The sequence below is a fragment of the Nocardia sp. NPDC101769 genome, assembly GCF_044766925.1.
GTDB lineage: Bacteria > Actinomycetota > Actinomycetes > Mycobacteriales > Mycobacteriaceae > Nocardia.
In genome coordinates, this window is record NZ_JBIWMX010000023.1 from 113,721 (window position 1) to 127,771 (window position 14,051).

Genomic DNA, 14,051 nt, shown 5'->3' on the forward strand with positions numbered 1-14,051 from the left:
TGACGGCGCGAAGATTAAGTTCAGTTACCTAATAGCAACCTTCATGAGAATTACTTAACCCACCTAAGGAAACCGCACGACCACAGACATGGTGGAGACTCCAACAAGCCCTGGCAATGAACTGGCGAATCTCTCTCGCCGATGCGGGACGGCCCTCTCACACGTGCCCGCGGGTAATACGCCGGAACAGCCTCCGGGATCAGATCCGGTCGATCGGGGTCACAGGCGCTGTGCCCGCCGCCGGATCAGCGCTGCCGCAGTGGCAGCCGCGGCAAGGATACACATGATTGCCTCCGGCGCGGGCCCGAAACGCGTGGCAAATGTCGTGTTGTTCCGCAACGGCAACGTCGCTACCAGCGCCGCAGGTTCGAATTGCGGCGTCTGCTGCCGGATCACGCCGTCGGCGGTGATCATGGCGCTGACACCGGTGGTCACCGAGACCACCACTGCGCGCCCGTGTTCCACCGCCCGCACCCGTGACATGGCCAGCTGCTGATAGGTCATCTCGCTGCGGCCGAAGGTGGCGTTGTTGGACGGGACCGCGAGCAGCTGCGCGCCGGCGCGCACGGATTCCTCGAAGGCGCGGTCGAAGACCACCTCGTAGCAGGTGGCCACGCCGATGGCGACCGGGGCGCCGCCGGTGAACGGCTGCGCGTGCACCACGCCGTCGCCCTTTCCGGGGACGAAATAGCCTGCGCGGTCCGCGTATTCGGAGAAGTGCCGGAAGAAGTTGCGGTACGGGAGGTATTCGCCGAAGGGCTGGATGATCTTCTTGTCGTGCCGATCCCCCGGTCCGGCGTCGGCGTTCCAGACGATGACCGAGTTGGTGGTGGTGCGGTCGTCGTTGACGAGCACCGCGCCGACCAGGATGGGGGCCTTCACATCCTTGGACGCCTGCGAGATCTCCTGGGCCGCATCGGCGTTGCGCAGGGGATCGATATCGGAGGAGTTCTCCGGCCAGATCACCACGTCCGGCTGCGGGGCCCGGCCGGCGGCGATGTCGCGGGCAAGTTCCTCGGTGCGCTTGACGTGATTGTCGAGAACCGCGCGACGCTGGGCATTGAAGTCCAGGCCCAGGCGCGGCACGCTGCCCTGGATGGCGGCGACCGTGATCGGCCGGTTGCCGTCCTCCGGGCCGGGCAGCGCGATCCGGAGGATCACTCCGGTGAGGGGAACTATAGCCACAAGCATTGCCGCAGCAACAATCCGGTTCCATGATGTGGGACGGATAGCCCCCGATCTGGGAGAATCCGAGGTGGCCGCGACCGCCTCCCCACTATTCTCCGCACCCGCGGTGAGGCGGCGCAGCAAACTCAGCGCGAGCCATGCCAGCCCGGCGCCGGTGAGTGCCACCGCGAAGCTCACCAGCGGCGCGCCACCCACCATCGCGAAGGGCAGATACCACCCGTCGGCCTGACCGAAAGCCAGTTTCCCCCAGGGGAACCCACCGAACGGGAAGCTGGCCCGCGCCCACTCGGTCAGCGACCACACGGTTGCCACCCACAGCGGCCAGCCGGGCAGCGTCGCCACCCACCGCGTCAGCAGCCCGAACAATCCGACATACACGGCACACACGGTCGACAGGGCGATCCACGGCACCGGACCGACGTAGATCCCGGTCCACGGCAGCAGCGGCAGGAAGAACGCCAGTCCGGCCATGAACCCGAACCCGAATCCCCCACGCGCCCGGCAGGTTCCGCGTACGGCGAGGGTCAGCACGGCGATCCCGACCGGAGCCAGGTACCACAGCGTCCGGGGCGGGAAGCTCGCGTACAGCAGCAATCCCGCCACGACCGCAGACAGCAACCGCGTCAGCCGCGGCCACGTCGTCGCTACTGCGATCGCTCGCGCCGCCACCCCCGGCCGAGACTCCGGCGCGGACGCGAACCCGGCGCGTGCGACCGCCGAAATGCGCTCGCCTTCATCGCCTTCCGATGTCGCGTCGACGGCGCGATCTCCGTCACGCTCGGCCCCTGAAGTCGCCACGGGATCCTGGTCCTCGTCGGATATGCCGGTCCGAGAGACCGTGTCCGCATGGCCGGCGGCCGATGGTCCCGAGCCGGTAGTTGCTTCGGGGCCGGGACCGCCGGTCTCGGGGGCTCCGGGATCCGGCGTGGCCGGTCCGGTGGAATGCTGTGCGGCGGTGCGGTTCTCGGAGTCGGGCTCAGGCTTCATGAATGGTGACTCCGCGGTGCACGGTGCGCAGGCAGCGCGGCAGGGTGGCGTCCGGGGTGAGGGGCGGGAGGCCGGGGACGCGGGAACGGGGGTCGGTGGACCAGCGCTGCACGGTGTCCGCGGCGGCCGCGACGACGAGCTCGCGGGCGTCCCAGATGGCATAGGAGGCAGGGGCTCCCGGGACGAGGGTGCCGGCGACGCCGTCGCGGACGCCGCCGGCGCGCCAGGCGCCGCGCGTGGCCGCGGCGAAGGCGGCCCGCGGAGAGATCTGATGGCCCGGGGTGTGGTGGTTGACCGCGGCGCGGATGGCCTCCCACGGGTTCAGGGCGATGACCGGCGCGTCGGAGCCGATGGCGAGGGAGATACCCGCGGCGGCCATGGCGGCGAACGGGTTGAGGGTGGCGGCGCGCTCGGCGCCGAGGCGGGTGGCGTACATGCCGCGCGGGCCGCCCCAGGCGGCGTCGAATCCCGGTTGGACGCTGGCGATCACGCCCCAGGCGGCGAGCTTCTCGATCTGGTCGGCGGTCATCATCTCCGCGTGTTCGAGGCGGTGCCCTCGGGAGGCGACGGCCGGGCCGCCGAGCTCGCCCACGACCCGCTCGAATCCGGCGACGACCGCGTCCATGGCGGCGTCGCCGATGACGTGGAAGCCGGTCTGGATGCCGGCCTCGGTGCACGCGAACACGTGCGCGGCGATGGCCTCGGTGTCGAGGTAGGCGGTGCCGGTGGTGTCGCGGTCGGCATAGGGTTCGCGCAGCCACGCGGTGTGCGAGCCGAGCGCCCCGTCCACGAACAGATCGCCGCCGAGGGCGTGCACGCCGAGTTCCTTGACCAGCGTGCGGGCTTCGTCGGCGGTGCGCACGGCCTGCCCCCAGTAGGCGCGCACCTCGACGCCGTGCCCGAATTCGAGGAGTTCTCGCACGTCGTCGGCGCCGGAGATCTCGGGTCCCGCGCATTCGTGCACGGCCACAACACCATTGGCGGCCGCCGCGTCCAGCGCGACCTGCCGGGCGGCGTTCCGCTGTGCCCGGTTCAGCGCGCCCAGCGCGGCCCCGCGCACGCGATGGTGGGCGTCCGCGCGCAGCGGCTCACCGCGGGTGAACCCGATCGCCTCGGTAATGCCGGGTACCGCGGCCAGCAGTGCGGTGGAGGCCACCGCCGAATGTGCGTCCACGCGAGCCAGGTACACCGGGCGTCCCGGCGCGGCGGCGTCGATCTCCTCGCGTGCCGGCGGCCGTCCGTCGGCCCAGGTGGTCTCGTCCCAGCCCTCGCCGAGGATTACCCCGTCCGGGTGCGCGGCGGCGAACTCCCGCACCAGTTGCAGGCATTCGCTCAGCGAACGGGCCTGTGCCAGATCGAGTCCCGTGAGCTTCAGCCCCAGCGCGGTCACGTGCACGTGCGGGTCCACGAACCCGGGCGCCACGAACGCCCCGTCCAGCTCGATGATCTCGGCGTCCGGATGCAATGCCCGCCCCGGCTTGTCCAACCCCACCCACACCACGGTCCCGTCACTGACGGCCATGGCCGTCGCGTCAGGATTGCTCGAACTGTAGACACGACCGCCGACAAGCAACTGGGTACTCACGGGTCTCCAGTCTGCCCGACGCGCCTGCCGCGCCGACAACCGCACTGCACACCGGAGCTCCTATTCCGGTAGCACCTTGGTGTTACCTTGGTGGCATGAAGATCTCCGTCTCACTTCCCGATGATCGTGTGACCGAGCTGATCAAGCAACAGCCGAACGTATCGGATTTCCTCTATCGTGCCGCTCGCCGCATGCTCGTGGCCGAGGAACTGGCGGCACTGACGCCCGACACCGAGGCCGACGTGTTTGCGGAAGCGTCCGAAGCGGCGTCATCCGAGGCCTGGGCCGCCGATGAGTGACATCCCCGGCATCCAGGGTGAGATCTGGAAGCTGAGCGGTGTCCGCGACATCGTGCATACGGTCGTCGTACTCGACTCGGTGCCGCACGTCGTCCGGGGCGGCCTCATCGCGGTGGCGATGGTGATACCCACCCGCGAGGTCCCCAATCCCCGTGCGCTGCTGACCGTTCCGATCGCAGGCACCGATCAGGCTGTGGCCGTTTTCCGGCTCGGCACGTTCAGCGCGTCCTTGTTCCTCGAGAAGATCGGGATGCTCGATCCAGCAACGCTCGAGAATGTGCGAATGGCGCTGCGAGCTCGTTTCGACCTCTAGCCGCTGGTCGCCGGAGGGCCCCCACGACTCCTGCTCGAGAATGTCATCACCCCGGTGCGCGATCGGCTCCGAGGCCGGGACGCACCGGGGTGAGGGAGAGCGGTGTGGGTCAGCGGGGGTCGATCATCTTGTACCCGTTGCCCTGGCCGTCGTCGTAGTACTCGGTCACGACGGTGGCGTCGATGACCTCGCCGTCGGGGTCGATGACGACTTTGCGGTAGCCGTAGGGGCCGACCGCGGTGGCGACGCGGCTCAGGCGGCGGGCGGCGAAGGCGGCCACGACCGGGCGGAACAGGAAGCGGGTGACGGGCAGCAGGGCGAGCAGACCCAGGGCGGTGGTGAGCAGGCCGGGCACGAACATGAGGACCGCGCCGACCGCGACCAGGGCGCCGTCGGCGACGGCGGTGCTGGGTTCGAGTTCACCGCGGGCCGCGCGGCGGAAGCTCTGGAACACGCGCCGGCCCTGCGAGCGCACCAGCACCAGACCCACGGCCGAGCCCGCCAGCAGCAGCAGGATGGTCGGGAACACGCCGATGAAGTGGCCGACCACGACGAGGGTGGCGATCTCGGCGACGAACCAGGCGAGGAACAAGAGGGCAGGCATCGGGCGATCCTTTCGATCGATCTACCCGTGCAACGCGCGACGGCGCGGATTTTCTCCCGGATGCGTCGCCGGTCACACCCGCTAGGCGCTGCCCGGCCGCACCAGCCCGGTCTCGTAGGCCAGCACCACGGCCTGAACCCGGTCGCGCAGTCCGAGTTTGGTGAGCACCCGGCCGACATGGGTCTTCACCGTGGCCTCGGACAGGAACAGCGCACCGGCGATCTCGGCGTTGGAGCGTCCGGCGGCGATGTGTTCGAGGACCTCGCGTTCGCGGGCGGTGAGCACGTCGAGGACGCGGGGATCGCGCCCGGCGGCCGGGTCCTCGGCGATGAGGCGGTCCAGCAGCCGCTTGGTCACCTTGGGCGAGACCACCGCATCCCCCGCGGCGACACTGCGAATCGCGGAGATCAGATCCTCCGGCGGCGTGTCCTTGAGCAGGAAGCCGCTGGCCCCGGCGCGCAGCGCGCCCAGCGCGTGCTCGTCGAGATCGAAGGTGGTCATCACCAGAACCCGGCTCCCGCACCCCGATTCGATGATCCGCGCCGTCGCGGTCACCCCGTCGGTCACCGGCATCCGCACATCCATCAGCACGACATCGGGCCGCAGCTCCCCCGCCCGCGCGATGGCGGTGGCCCCGTTGTCCGCCTCCCCCACCACCTCGAGGTCGGGGTGCGCACCGAGCACCATCCGCAGTCCGGCCCGCATGAGCTCCTGGTCATCGACAACGAGAACGGTGATCGGCACCCCCACAACCTATCCGGCCGCCCGGTGCGGTGGTGTGCGCGGGCCGGGGCCGATCGCGGCACGCTCAGGTCGTCGCAGGTGGGAGGCGATCAGTCGGGGACGTCACGGTCCAGGGGGATGGTGGCGCGGACGGTCCAGCCGCCGTGGGGGTTTCGGCCCGCGGTGAGAGTGCCGCCGAGGACGGCGATGCGTTCGCGCATGCCGACCAGGCCGAGGCCGCTGCCGGGAATGCGGGCCGGGGGCGGGAGGGCGATGAGTGTGGTTGGGGCGCTGGAGGATCCGCAGCCACCGGGACTGGTCGCGGGCTCGGCGGGGGCACCCCCGGAGTCGGTGATGTCGAGCAGGACGTCGGCGGCGCGGCGGGTGACGCGGACGTCGGCGTGCGGGTCGGGGCCGGCGTGGCGGAGGGTGTTGGTGAGCGATTCCTGGACGATGCGGTGAATGCCGAGACTGACCTCGGGGGTGACGGTGTCGAGTTCGCCGCTGAGTTCGAGGGAGACGTCCAGGCCCGCGCTGCGCATCATGTCGACGACCTTGGCGATGCCGGCGGTGCCGTGCTGCGGAAGTTGTTCGGGCGCATGCTCGGTGCGCAGCAGTTCGACGGTGCGGCGCAGTTCGCGCAGGGCGTCGCGACCGGTGCCGGCGATGGTGGCGAGCGCCTGTTCGGCGGTGTCCGGGTCGTGACGCAGGGCGTAGCGGGCGCCGTCTGCCTGCACGATGATGACGCTGACCGCATGCGCGACCACGTCGTGCAGCTCGCGGGCGATGCGGGTGCGTTCGGCGGCGACCGCATCGTGTGCCCGGCGTTCGCGGTCGTAGTCGGCGACCGCGAGGCGGGCGGCGACCTCGGCGTCGTAGGCGTGGCGGGCGCCGACGAATTCGGCCAGCGCCCAGCACAGCGCGTAATAGAGGGCGGTGAAGGCGATGTCGGTGCCCGACGGTTTGCCGATGGTGGCCGCCGAGATGAGGCTGTCGAGCAGCAGGATGCCGAGGTAGAGCAGACCTTGGCGGCGGCCGACGTACGCGACCAGGGTGTAGAGCATGATGCCCAGCCCGAGCAGCGCCGGATGCACGGACGTGTCGCCGACCGCCCCGTGCACCAGTGAGGTCGCGATGGACAGCAGCACCACCGCGAGCGCCGCGGCGCGGGTGTGGGTGCGGCGGAACACGATCGGCAGCGGCAGCAGCACGCTGAAGACCAGGTAGGTCGGCTTGTGATGACTGTTGCTCAGGGCGAGCACATCGATGGTGAGCAGCAGCAGCGCCACCACGGAATCGGTGATCAGCGGCTTGCCGCGCAGCCACAAACTGAACCGGCGCACCCGTCCACCCTACGGTCGTGCCCGCGGGCGGCCTCGGGTCGGCTCGCATCCGGCACTCAACCGTTTGATCTTGCTCCGGGGTTTCTGGTTGGGTCGCCCTGTGAGCCTTGCGGATTGGGCGGTCTTGCTGACCGCGGCGACGGCGGCCGGATGGGTCGATGCGGTGGTCGGCGGCGGGGGCCTGATCGTGCTGCCCACCCTGTTCGTGGTGCTGCCCGGCCTGGCCCCGCAGACGGCCCTGGGCACCAACAAGATCGCCGCGTTCTCCGGCACCAGCGCCGCTGTCCTCACCTTCGCCCGCCGGGTTCCGATGCGCTGGAAGGTCCTGATCCCGGGCGCGGTCATCGCCGCGATCGCGGCCGCGTGCGGTTCCGCGGCGGTGGCGCTGATCGACAGGAAGTACTTCGTCCCGATCGTGATGGTCGTGCTCGTCGGCGTGGCGATCTTCGTGACGCTACGCCCCTCGGTGGGCGTCACCATGGCCACCCATCCGCCGACCCGCCGCAAGACGATCCTGGTGATCGCCCTGGCCGCGGGCCTGATCGGGCTCTACGACGGCATTCTCGGCCCCGGCACCGGGACCTTCCTGATCATCACCTTCGCCACCCTGCTCGGCACCGAGTTCGTGCGCGCCGCCGCCATGGCGAAGGTCATCAACTGCGGATCCAACCTGGGCTCGCTGATCTTCCTGGCGAGCACCGGGCACGTGCTGTGGGCGCTGGGCCTGTCCATGGCGGTGGCGAATGTGGCCGGGTCCGTGGTCGGCTCGCGCATGGCGCTGGCCAAGGGCGCGGGCTTCGTCCGCGCCGTCCTGCTGGTGGTGGTGGTCGCCATGGTGATCCGCCTGGGCTGGCAGCAGTTCGGCGGCTGACCCCGGACCCGCAACGTCAGACGCGGGCGTCCTCGGCGGGCCGGTGGCCGCCCGGCAGCGAGCGGGGGCTGCCGCCGTCGAAGGCGGAGCGCTGCAAGGACTCCGGGCCGAGCCGGTGCACGGTGGCCACCGGCCGGAAGGCGTCGGGGTCCTGGCGTAGTGGCCCGTCGGACAGCAATGCGGTCTGCTCCCCTGGCAATTCGCGCGACGCGGCGGTCTCGGGCTGGGTCAGCCACGGCGCCAGCACCTTCGAGGTGGTCTCCTGGATCTTGCGCTGCAGCGCTTCGCCGTCCTCGAGGTCGGGCCGCTGGAACAGCACGGTGAGCGCGCCCGAGACGGCTCCGACCACCGCGCCCACCAGCGCGGCCGCGCCGACGTCGTCGAGTTCGTCGGGGAAGGCGGCGCGCAGCTGGCGCGCGATCTCCTGCTGGGAGGCGAGCTGCGCGTAGGCGGCGCGACCCGATACGGCGGGCACGGTGCGCGAAACCTGCGCGCGCAGGACGGCGATGCGCGCGGCGAGGGTGTCGCCGAGGTGGTCGCCGGGATTGTCACCGGCGGCCCGCAGGGCGCGCAGCAGCACCTCGACGGGGCGTTCCCCGGCACGGCGGGTGGCGATGGCGCGCACGGCGGCCTGCACCCGTTCGTCCGGCTCGGGGAACAGCAGTTCCTCCTTGCTGGCGAAGTAGTTGAAGAACGTCCGGGTGCCGACTTCGGCGGCGGCCGCGATATCGGCGACGGTGGTCGCCTCATAACCTCGGCTCTCGAACTGTTCGACGGCGGCTTCGAGCAGGGCTCGGCGGGTGCGTTCCCGTTTGCGATCGCGGAGTGCGGATGGCGGCACGCGGGCAGACAGTACGGCATCCGGTCAGCAAAACGTGGCATGTCCAGCTGTCGTGCGCGGCGTTTCAGGCTGTGCTGGTTCACACTTCGTGCATCGTTGCAGCGTATGCAGTTTTGCGGCGACTGAATTCGGTTCGAGGTGAGTCATTTCTTGAATGCCCGGCGTGTCGGCCTCTAGCGTGGTGCGGGTGAGCATCGCTACCAAGGTCGTGGACGAGCAGTTCCGCGCGCTGCCGCTGTCCGCGCTGGCCGACGCCGCGCTCGGCGCCGCCCGCGCGGCCGGCGCCGAGTACGCCGACCTGCGCGTGCATCGACTCGTGCAGCAGTCCATCCGATTGCGCGACGGACGCGTCGAATCGGTGTCCGACAGCACCGACCTCGGGTTCGCGGTACGCGTGATCGTCGACGGCACCTGGGGTTTCGCCTCGCACGCCGACCTCACCACCGGCACCGCCGCCGAGGTGGCGCGCCGCGCGGTCACCGTGGCACAGACCCTGCGCGCACTCAATCGCGAGCGCGTCGAGCTGGCCCCGGAGCCGCGCTACGACGGCGTGGAGTACGTCTCCGCGTACGAGGTGGACCCCTTCGAGGTGGCGACGCCGGAGAAAGTGGCGCTGCTGCTGGACTATTCGGACCGCCTGAAGGCCGCCGACGGCGTGGATCACGTGACGGCATCGGTGTTGCAGGTCAAGGAGCAGACCTTCTACGCCGACAGCTTCGGCTCCCGCATCACCCAGCAGCGGGTCCGGCTGCATCCGCAGTTCGAGGCCATCACCGTCGACCCGTCGGCGGGCGTGTTCGAGACCATGCGCACCCTCGCCGCCCCGGCCGGGCGCGGCTGGGAGTACGTGACCGGCGCGGACGGAACCTGGGACTGGGCGGGCGAACTCGCGCGGATGCCGGAGTGGCTGGCCGAGAAGGTGAAGGCCCCGACCGTGCAGGCCGGTCCCACCGACCTGGTCGTCGACCCGACCAACCTGTGGCTGACCATCCACGAGTCCATCGGCCACGCCACCGAGTACGACCGCGCCATCGGCTACGAATCCGCCTACGCGGGCACCTCTTTCGCCACCCCCGACCTGCTGGGCACACTGCAGTACGGCACCCCGATCATGCATGTGACCGGCGACCGCACCCAGCAGCATGGCCTGGCCACGGTCGGCTGGGACGACGAGGGCGTCGCCGGGCAGCGCTGGGACCTGGTGCGCGACGGCGTGCTCGTCGGCTATCAGCTCGATCGCGCGTTCGCGCCCCGCCTGGGTCTCGAGCGCTCCAACGGATGCTCCTACGCCGATTCCGCGCATCACGTGCCGATCCAGCGCATGGCCAATGTGTCGCTGCAACCCGATCCGGACCGCGACACCAGCACTGCCGAGCTCATCTCCCGGGTGGAGAACGGCATCTACGTCGTCGGCGACAAGTCGTGGTCGATCGATATGCAGCGCTACAACTTCCAGTTCACCGGTCAGCGTTTCTTCCGCATCCGCAACGGCGAACTGGCCGGGCAGCTGCGCGATGTCGCCTACCAGGCCACCACCACCGACTTCTGGGGTTCGATGGAGGCGGTCGGCGGATCCTCGACCTGGGCGCTGGGCGGGGCGTTCAACTGCGGTAAGGCGCAACCCGGTCAGGTGGCGGCGGTCTCGCACGGCTGCCCCTCGGTCCTGGTGCGCGGCATCAATATTCTCAATACCCGCGCCGAAGCCGGACAGTAGGAAAGGACCGACACGGTGAGTGTGCTCCCCGCCCCCGAGGTCGTCGACCGCGCGCTGCGGGCCTCCCGCGCGGACGAGGCCATGGTGATCGTCACAGACGCCCAGGAGGCGTCGCTGCGCTGGGCCGGAAATTCCATGACCACCAACGGTTCCTCGGTCTCGCGGGACTGGGCGGTCGTCTCGGTGTTCCGTGACGGCCCGAATACCGCCCGGGTCGGCAGCGTGAGCTCCACCAGCGTGGATCCCGCCGACATCGACGCCGTGGTCCGCGCCAGCGAAGCCGCTGCCCGCACCGCCGAACCCGCGCGCGACGCCATGCCTTTGCTGCACCCTGACGCCGTCGACGCCGATACCCTCGACAAGCTGCTCGACTGGGACGGCGACCCGGCCACCACCGACATCGGCGTCTTCACCACGCTGGCAACCGATCTCGCCGCCGGCTTCGACGGCGCCGACCGTCTCTACGGTTTCGCCCACCACCAGATGCACTCCACCTGGCTGGGCACCTCCACCGGTCTGCGGCGGCGCTGGGTGCAGCCCACCGGTTCGGTGGAGATCAATGGCAAGCGGGGCGCGGGCGCGGAGCTGGCCAGCGCCTGGGTCGGCACCGGCACCACTGATTTCGCCGACGTCGACACCCCCGGCCTGCTCGCCGAGCTGGCGCGCCGCCTGGACTGGAGCAAGCGCCGCGTCGACCTGCCCGCGGGCCGCTACGAGACACTGCTGCCACCCTCGGCGGTCGCCGACCTGATGATCTACATGGCCTGGACCATGGAGGGCCGCGGCGCGCACGAGGGCCACACCGCGTTCTCGCGGGCGGGCGGCACCCGAATCGGAGAGCGGCTGACCGGGATTCCGCTCACCCTGTTCTCGGATCCGAGCGCGGCAGGGCTGGAGTACCGGCCGTTCGTGGCGACGCCGTCGTCGTCGGAGTCGCTGTCGGTGTTCGACAACGGCCTGACCGCGCCGCGCACCGACTGGATCCGCGAGGGCGTCATCGAGTCGCTGGTCTACCCGCGCGCCACGGCCGCCGAATTCGACGCGCCCGTCACGGTGCCGGGTGAGAACCTGCTCATGACCGGCGGCGGCGAAGCCACCCTTGCGGACATGATCGCGCGCACCGAACGCGGTCTGCTGCTGACCTGCCTGTGGTACATCCGCGAGGTCGATCCGGCCACACTGCTACTCACCGGCCTCACCCGCGACGGCGTCTACCTGGTCGAGAACGGCGAGGTCACCGCGGCGGTCAACAACTTCCGCTTCAACGAGAGCCCGCTGGACCTGCTGCGCCGGGTCAGCGAGGCGGGCCGCACCGAGATCACCCTGCCGCGCGAATGGAAGGACTGGTTCACCCGGACGGCCATGCCGCCCTTGCGAATCCCGGACTTCCACATGTCCTCGGTGAGCCAGGCGACCTAGGGCGAGGAATTTCTCGCGCGGTTACGACGATCCGCCGCCCCCGACTCCGACCTCTTCACAGAGACGGCGAACACCGCCGCTTCGTTCCCAGAGAAGGAGTAGCGCAATGAGCAAGGTAGTCACCGGCGCGAGCATGTCCCTCGACGGATACATCGCGGGCCCCGCCGAGACCGGCTTCGAGCACCTGTTCGCCTGGTACCGGAGCGGCGAGGTGCCGATCCCGAGCACGCACCCGGAGATCCCGTTCACCCTGACCCCCGAGGACGCCGCCTACCTGCGGGCCTGGCTCGACGGCGTGGGCGTGTACATCGTCGGCAAGCGGCTGTTCACGCTCACCGACGGCTGGGGTGGCGTGCATCCGGCCGACAAGCCGATCGTGGTGGTCACCCACACGGTTCCCGAGGATTGGATCGCTCGGCACCCCGATGCGCCGTTCACCTTCGTCACCGGCGGCGTGAAGGAGGCCGTGGATGTCGCGCGCGGCATCGCCGGCGCGAAAATGGTGGGCGTCAGCGGCGGCAATGTCGCCCGCCAGTGCCTCGAACAGGGTCTGCTGGACGAGATCTGGGTCGATATCGTGCCGGTGCTGCTCGGCGGGGGCGTCCCACTGCTGGGTGAACTCTCGAACACGCCGGTACTGCTGGAGGATCCCGAGATCGTCGCCGGCACCCGCGTCACCCACCTCCGGTACCGCCTGGCCTGAGGCGCTGACCTCCGCCTGCGCGAGGCGTGGTTGCGCTGTCGGCGAACCGGTTGTCGTGATGGTCGTTTCGCGCGCATCCTGGGGTTGAGGCAACGTAATCATGTAATCGGGATGGTGGTCGTCGTGGACGACGAAGCTGCCCTCTCGTCGATGGACGAGAACGCGAACTCAGCGGCATCGACCCCGCAGCCCGGCTTCGGAACCCCCGACGCCGCGGCACTGGACTCCTACTCGCGCACGGTGATCGCGGTCGCCAAATCGGTGACACCGCACGTCGCCAGCGTGCAGACCCGCCGCGGCGGGGGCTCGGCGGTGGTCTTCACCGACGACGGGTTCCTGCTCACCAACGCGCACGTGGTGGGTGAGGCGGCCGAGGGCACCGTGGTGTTCGCCGACGGGCTGGAATCGAGATTCGATGTGGTGGGCGTGGATCCGCTCTCGGACCTGGCGGTGCTACGCGCCCGCGGGGGCGCGCCGACCGCGGTGCCGCTCGGCGACGCCGACACCCTGGTGGTCGGCCAGCTGGTGGTCGCCGTCGGCAGCCCGCTCGGACTGGCCGGATCGGTGACGGCGGGCGTGGTGAGCGCGCTGGGCCGGTCGGTGCCGGTGGGCAATCGCCGCGCCGCCCGGGTGATCGAGGACGTGATCCAGACCGACGCCGCCCTCAATCCCGGCAATTCCGGTGGGGCGCTGTCGGATTCGGCGGGCCGAGTGGTGGGGATCAATACCGCGGTCGCCGGAATCGGCCTGGGCCTGGCCATTCCGATCAATGCCACCACCCGCCGCATCATCAGCACCCTGCTCACCGAGGGCCGGGTCCGGCGCGCCTACCTGGGCGTGGTCGGGGTGCCCGCGCCGCTGCCCACCGCTGTGGCCGCCCGCACCGGGCAGGACGCGGGGCTGCGCATCGTCGAGGTGGTGCGCGGCGGCCCGGCCGAGCGCGCCGGACTGCGGCGCGGGGATCTGATGCTCAGCATCGCGCGCACCGAAATCCGTGACGCACAGGGGATTCAACGGCAGCTGTTCGCCGACGCCATCGGCCGTTCGCTGCCGGTGACGGTGCTGCGCAACGGCGCGATGGTGGATGTCATCGCGGTGCCCGTGGAACTGACCGCCGACTGAATCGGCGGCCCGGTGTCAGAATGCCGGGCGCTGCCCGTGTCAGAATGCCGGGCGCTGCCCGGAGTCAGGAGGCCGAGCGCTGGTCCGCGTCGCCCGGCTGCCAGATTTCGGCGAGCTCGTCGAGCGGAATGCCCAGTGCGCGGCTCAGGGCCACCACGGTCCCGAACGCCGGAGTGGGCAGCCGGCCCGATTCGATCTTGCGCAGCGTCTCCGGCGAAATACCCGCGCTCGCGGCCACCTCCAGCAGCTCCCGGCGGCCACGGGCGGCACGCAGCGCGGCGCCCAGGCGGCGACCGGCTTCGAGCTGGGCGGGTGTGAGGGGCAGTCGGACCATGCCCG

14 protein-coding genes are annotated in these 14,051 nt (G+C 70.4%); 7 read left to right on the forward strand and 7 right to left on the reverse strand.

Going from position 1 to position 14,051, the window contains the following annotated elements; translation table 11 throughout:
• Window positions 1-219: 219 nt before the first annotated feature.
• Window positions 220-1,857 (reverse strand): apolipoprotein N-acyltransferase, encoded by a 1,638-nt coding sequence (gene lnt / locus ACIRRA_RS30405; RefSeq protein ID WP_402775263.1) that lies wholly within the window; start codon window positions 1,855-1,857, stop codon window positions 220-222.
• A gap of 307 nt (window positions 1,858-2,164) precedes the next feature.
• Complete coding sequence (locus tag ACIRRA_RS30410) at window positions 2,165-3,760, reverse strand: amidohydrolase (protein ID WP_402775145.1); 1,596 nt, start codon at window positions 3,758-3,760, stop codon at window positions 2,165-2,167.
• 95 nt (window positions 3,761-3,855) lie between these two features.
• On the opposite strand from ACIRRA_RS30410, the gene ACIRRA_RS30415 reads away from it, so the two are divergent.
• A complete protein-coding gene (locus ACIRRA_RS30415) occupies window positions 3,856-4,059 on the forward strand; it encodes a hypothetical protein (RefSeq protein WP_356996751.1) in 204 nt (67 codons plus the stop codon).
• On the forward strand, window positions 4,052-4,372 hold the full coding sequence (locus ACIRRA_RS30420; protein WP_402775149.1) for a hypothetical protein: 321 nt from the start codon (window positions 4,052-4,054) through the stop codon (window positions 4,370-4,372). The genes ACIRRA_RS30415 and ACIRRA_RS30420 overlap by 8 nt, the downstream gene beginning before the upstream one ends.
• 109 nt (window positions 4,373-4,481) lie before the next feature.
• Here ACIRRA_RS30420 and ACIRRA_RS30425 read toward each other — a convergent pair whose 3' ends face one another.
• The 3 genes from ACIRRA_RS30425 to ACIRRA_RS30435 form a co-directional block, all read right to left on the reverse strand.
• A complete protein-coding gene (locus ACIRRA_RS30425; RefSeq protein ID WP_402775152.1) occupies window positions 4,482-4,976 on the reverse strand; it encodes an FxsA family protein in 495 nt (164 codons plus the stop codon).
• Between the two features lie 81 nt (window positions 4,977-5,057).
• On the reverse strand, window positions 5,058-5,720 hold the full coding sequence (locus tag ACIRRA_RS30430) for a response regulator transcription factor (protein ID WP_354832289.1): 663 nt from the start codon (window positions 5,718-5,720) through the stop codon (window positions 5,058-5,060).
• An 89-nt stretch (window positions 5,721-5,809) separates the two neighbouring features.
• Window positions 5,810-7,042 (reverse strand): sensor histidine kinase, encoded by a 1,233-nt coding sequence (locus ACIRRA_RS30435; protein ID WP_402775155.1) that lies wholly within the window; start codon window positions 7,040-7,042, stop codon window positions 5,810-5,812.
• 100 nt (window positions 7,043-7,142) lie between these two features.
• Between ACIRRA_RS30435 and ACIRRA_RS30440 the strand changes: the two genes are divergently transcribed.
• On the forward strand, window positions 7,143-7,913 hold the full coding sequence (locus ACIRRA_RS30440; protein WP_402775158.1) for a TSUP family transporter: 771 nt from the start codon (window positions 7,143-7,145) through the stop codon (window positions 7,911-7,913).
• A 16-nt stretch (window positions 7,914-7,929) separates the two neighbouring features.
• Here ACIRRA_RS30440 and ACIRRA_RS30445 read toward each other — a convergent pair whose 3' ends face one another.
• Complete coding sequence (locus ACIRRA_RS30445; protein WP_402775161.1) at window positions 7,930-8,754, reverse strand: TetR/AcrR family transcriptional regulator; 825 nt, start codon at window positions 8,752-8,754, stop codon at window positions 7,930-7,932.
• A 154-nt stretch (window positions 8,755-8,908) separates the two neighbouring features.
• Between ACIRRA_RS30445 and ACIRRA_RS30450 the strand changes: the two genes are divergently transcribed.
• The 4 genes from ACIRRA_RS30450 (at window position 8,909) to ACIRRA_RS30465 (ending at window position 13,712) form a co-directional block, all read left to right on the forward strand.
• Window positions 8,909-10,468: a TldD/PmbA family protein gene (locus ACIRRA_RS30450; RefSeq protein WP_402775164.1), complete on the forward strand. Its 1,560-nt coding sequence runs from the start codon at window positions 8,909-8,911 to the stop codon at window positions 10,466-10,468.
• Between the two features lie 21 nt (window positions 10,469-10,489).
• Entirely contained in the window at window positions 10,490-11,887 is a 1,398-nt protein-coding gene (locus tag ACIRRA_RS30455) for a metallopeptidase TldD-related protein (protein WP_402775265.1), read from the forward strand.
• Between the two features lie 106 nt (window positions 11,888-11,993).
• Entirely contained in the window at window positions 11,994-12,590 is a 597-nt protein-coding gene (locus ACIRRA_RS30460; protein ID WP_402775167.1) for a dihydrofolate reductase family protein, read from the forward strand.
• A 150-nt stretch (window positions 12,591-12,740) separates the two neighbouring features.
• Window positions 12,741-13,712, forward strand: coding sequence for a S1C family serine protease (locus ACIRRA_RS30465; RefSeq protein ID WP_402775268.1), 972 nt, complete (start codon window positions 12,741-12,743; stop codon window positions 13,710-13,712).
• A 64-nt stretch (window positions 13,713-13,776) separates the two neighbouring features.
• Here ACIRRA_RS30465 and ACIRRA_RS30470 read toward each other — a convergent pair whose 3' ends face one another.
• Complete coding sequence (locus ACIRRA_RS30470; RefSeq protein ID WP_402775170.1) at window positions 13,777-14,046, reverse strand: helix-turn-helix domain-containing protein; 270 nt, start codon at window positions 14,044-14,046, stop codon at window positions 13,777-13,779.
• Between the last annotated feature and the right edge of the window lie 5 nt (window positions 14,047-14,051).

Coding starts and splice junctions, on each gene's coding strand:
- ACIRRA_RS30415 (WP_356996751.1), top strand. CDS start 3,856: ATGAAGATCTCCGTCTCACTTCCCGATGATCGTGTGACCGAGCTGATC.
- ACIRRA_RS30420 (WP_402775149.1), top strand. CDS start 4,052: ATGAGTGACATCCCCGGCATCCAGGGTGAGATCTGGAAGCTGAGCGGT.
- ACIRRA_RS30425 (WP_402775152.1), bottom strand. CDS start 4,976: ATGCCTGCCCTCTTGTTCCTCGCCTGGTTCGTCGCCGAGATCGCCACC.
- ACIRRA_RS30450 (WP_402775164.1), top strand. CDS start 8,909: ATGCCCGGCGTGTCGGCCTCTAGCGTGGTGCGGGTGAGCATCGCTACC.
- ACIRRA_RS30460 (WP_402775167.1), top strand. CDS start 11,994: ATGAGCAAGGTAGTCACCGGCGCGAGCATGTCCCTCGACGGATACATC.
- ACIRRA_RS30465 (WP_402775268.1), top strand. CDS start 12,741: ATGGACGAGAACGCGAACTCAGCGGCATCGACCCCGCAGCCCGGCTTC.
- ACIRRA_RS30470 (WP_402775170.1), bottom strand. CDS start 14,046: ATGGTCCGACTGCCCCTCACACCCGCCCAGCTCGAAGCCGGTCGCCGC.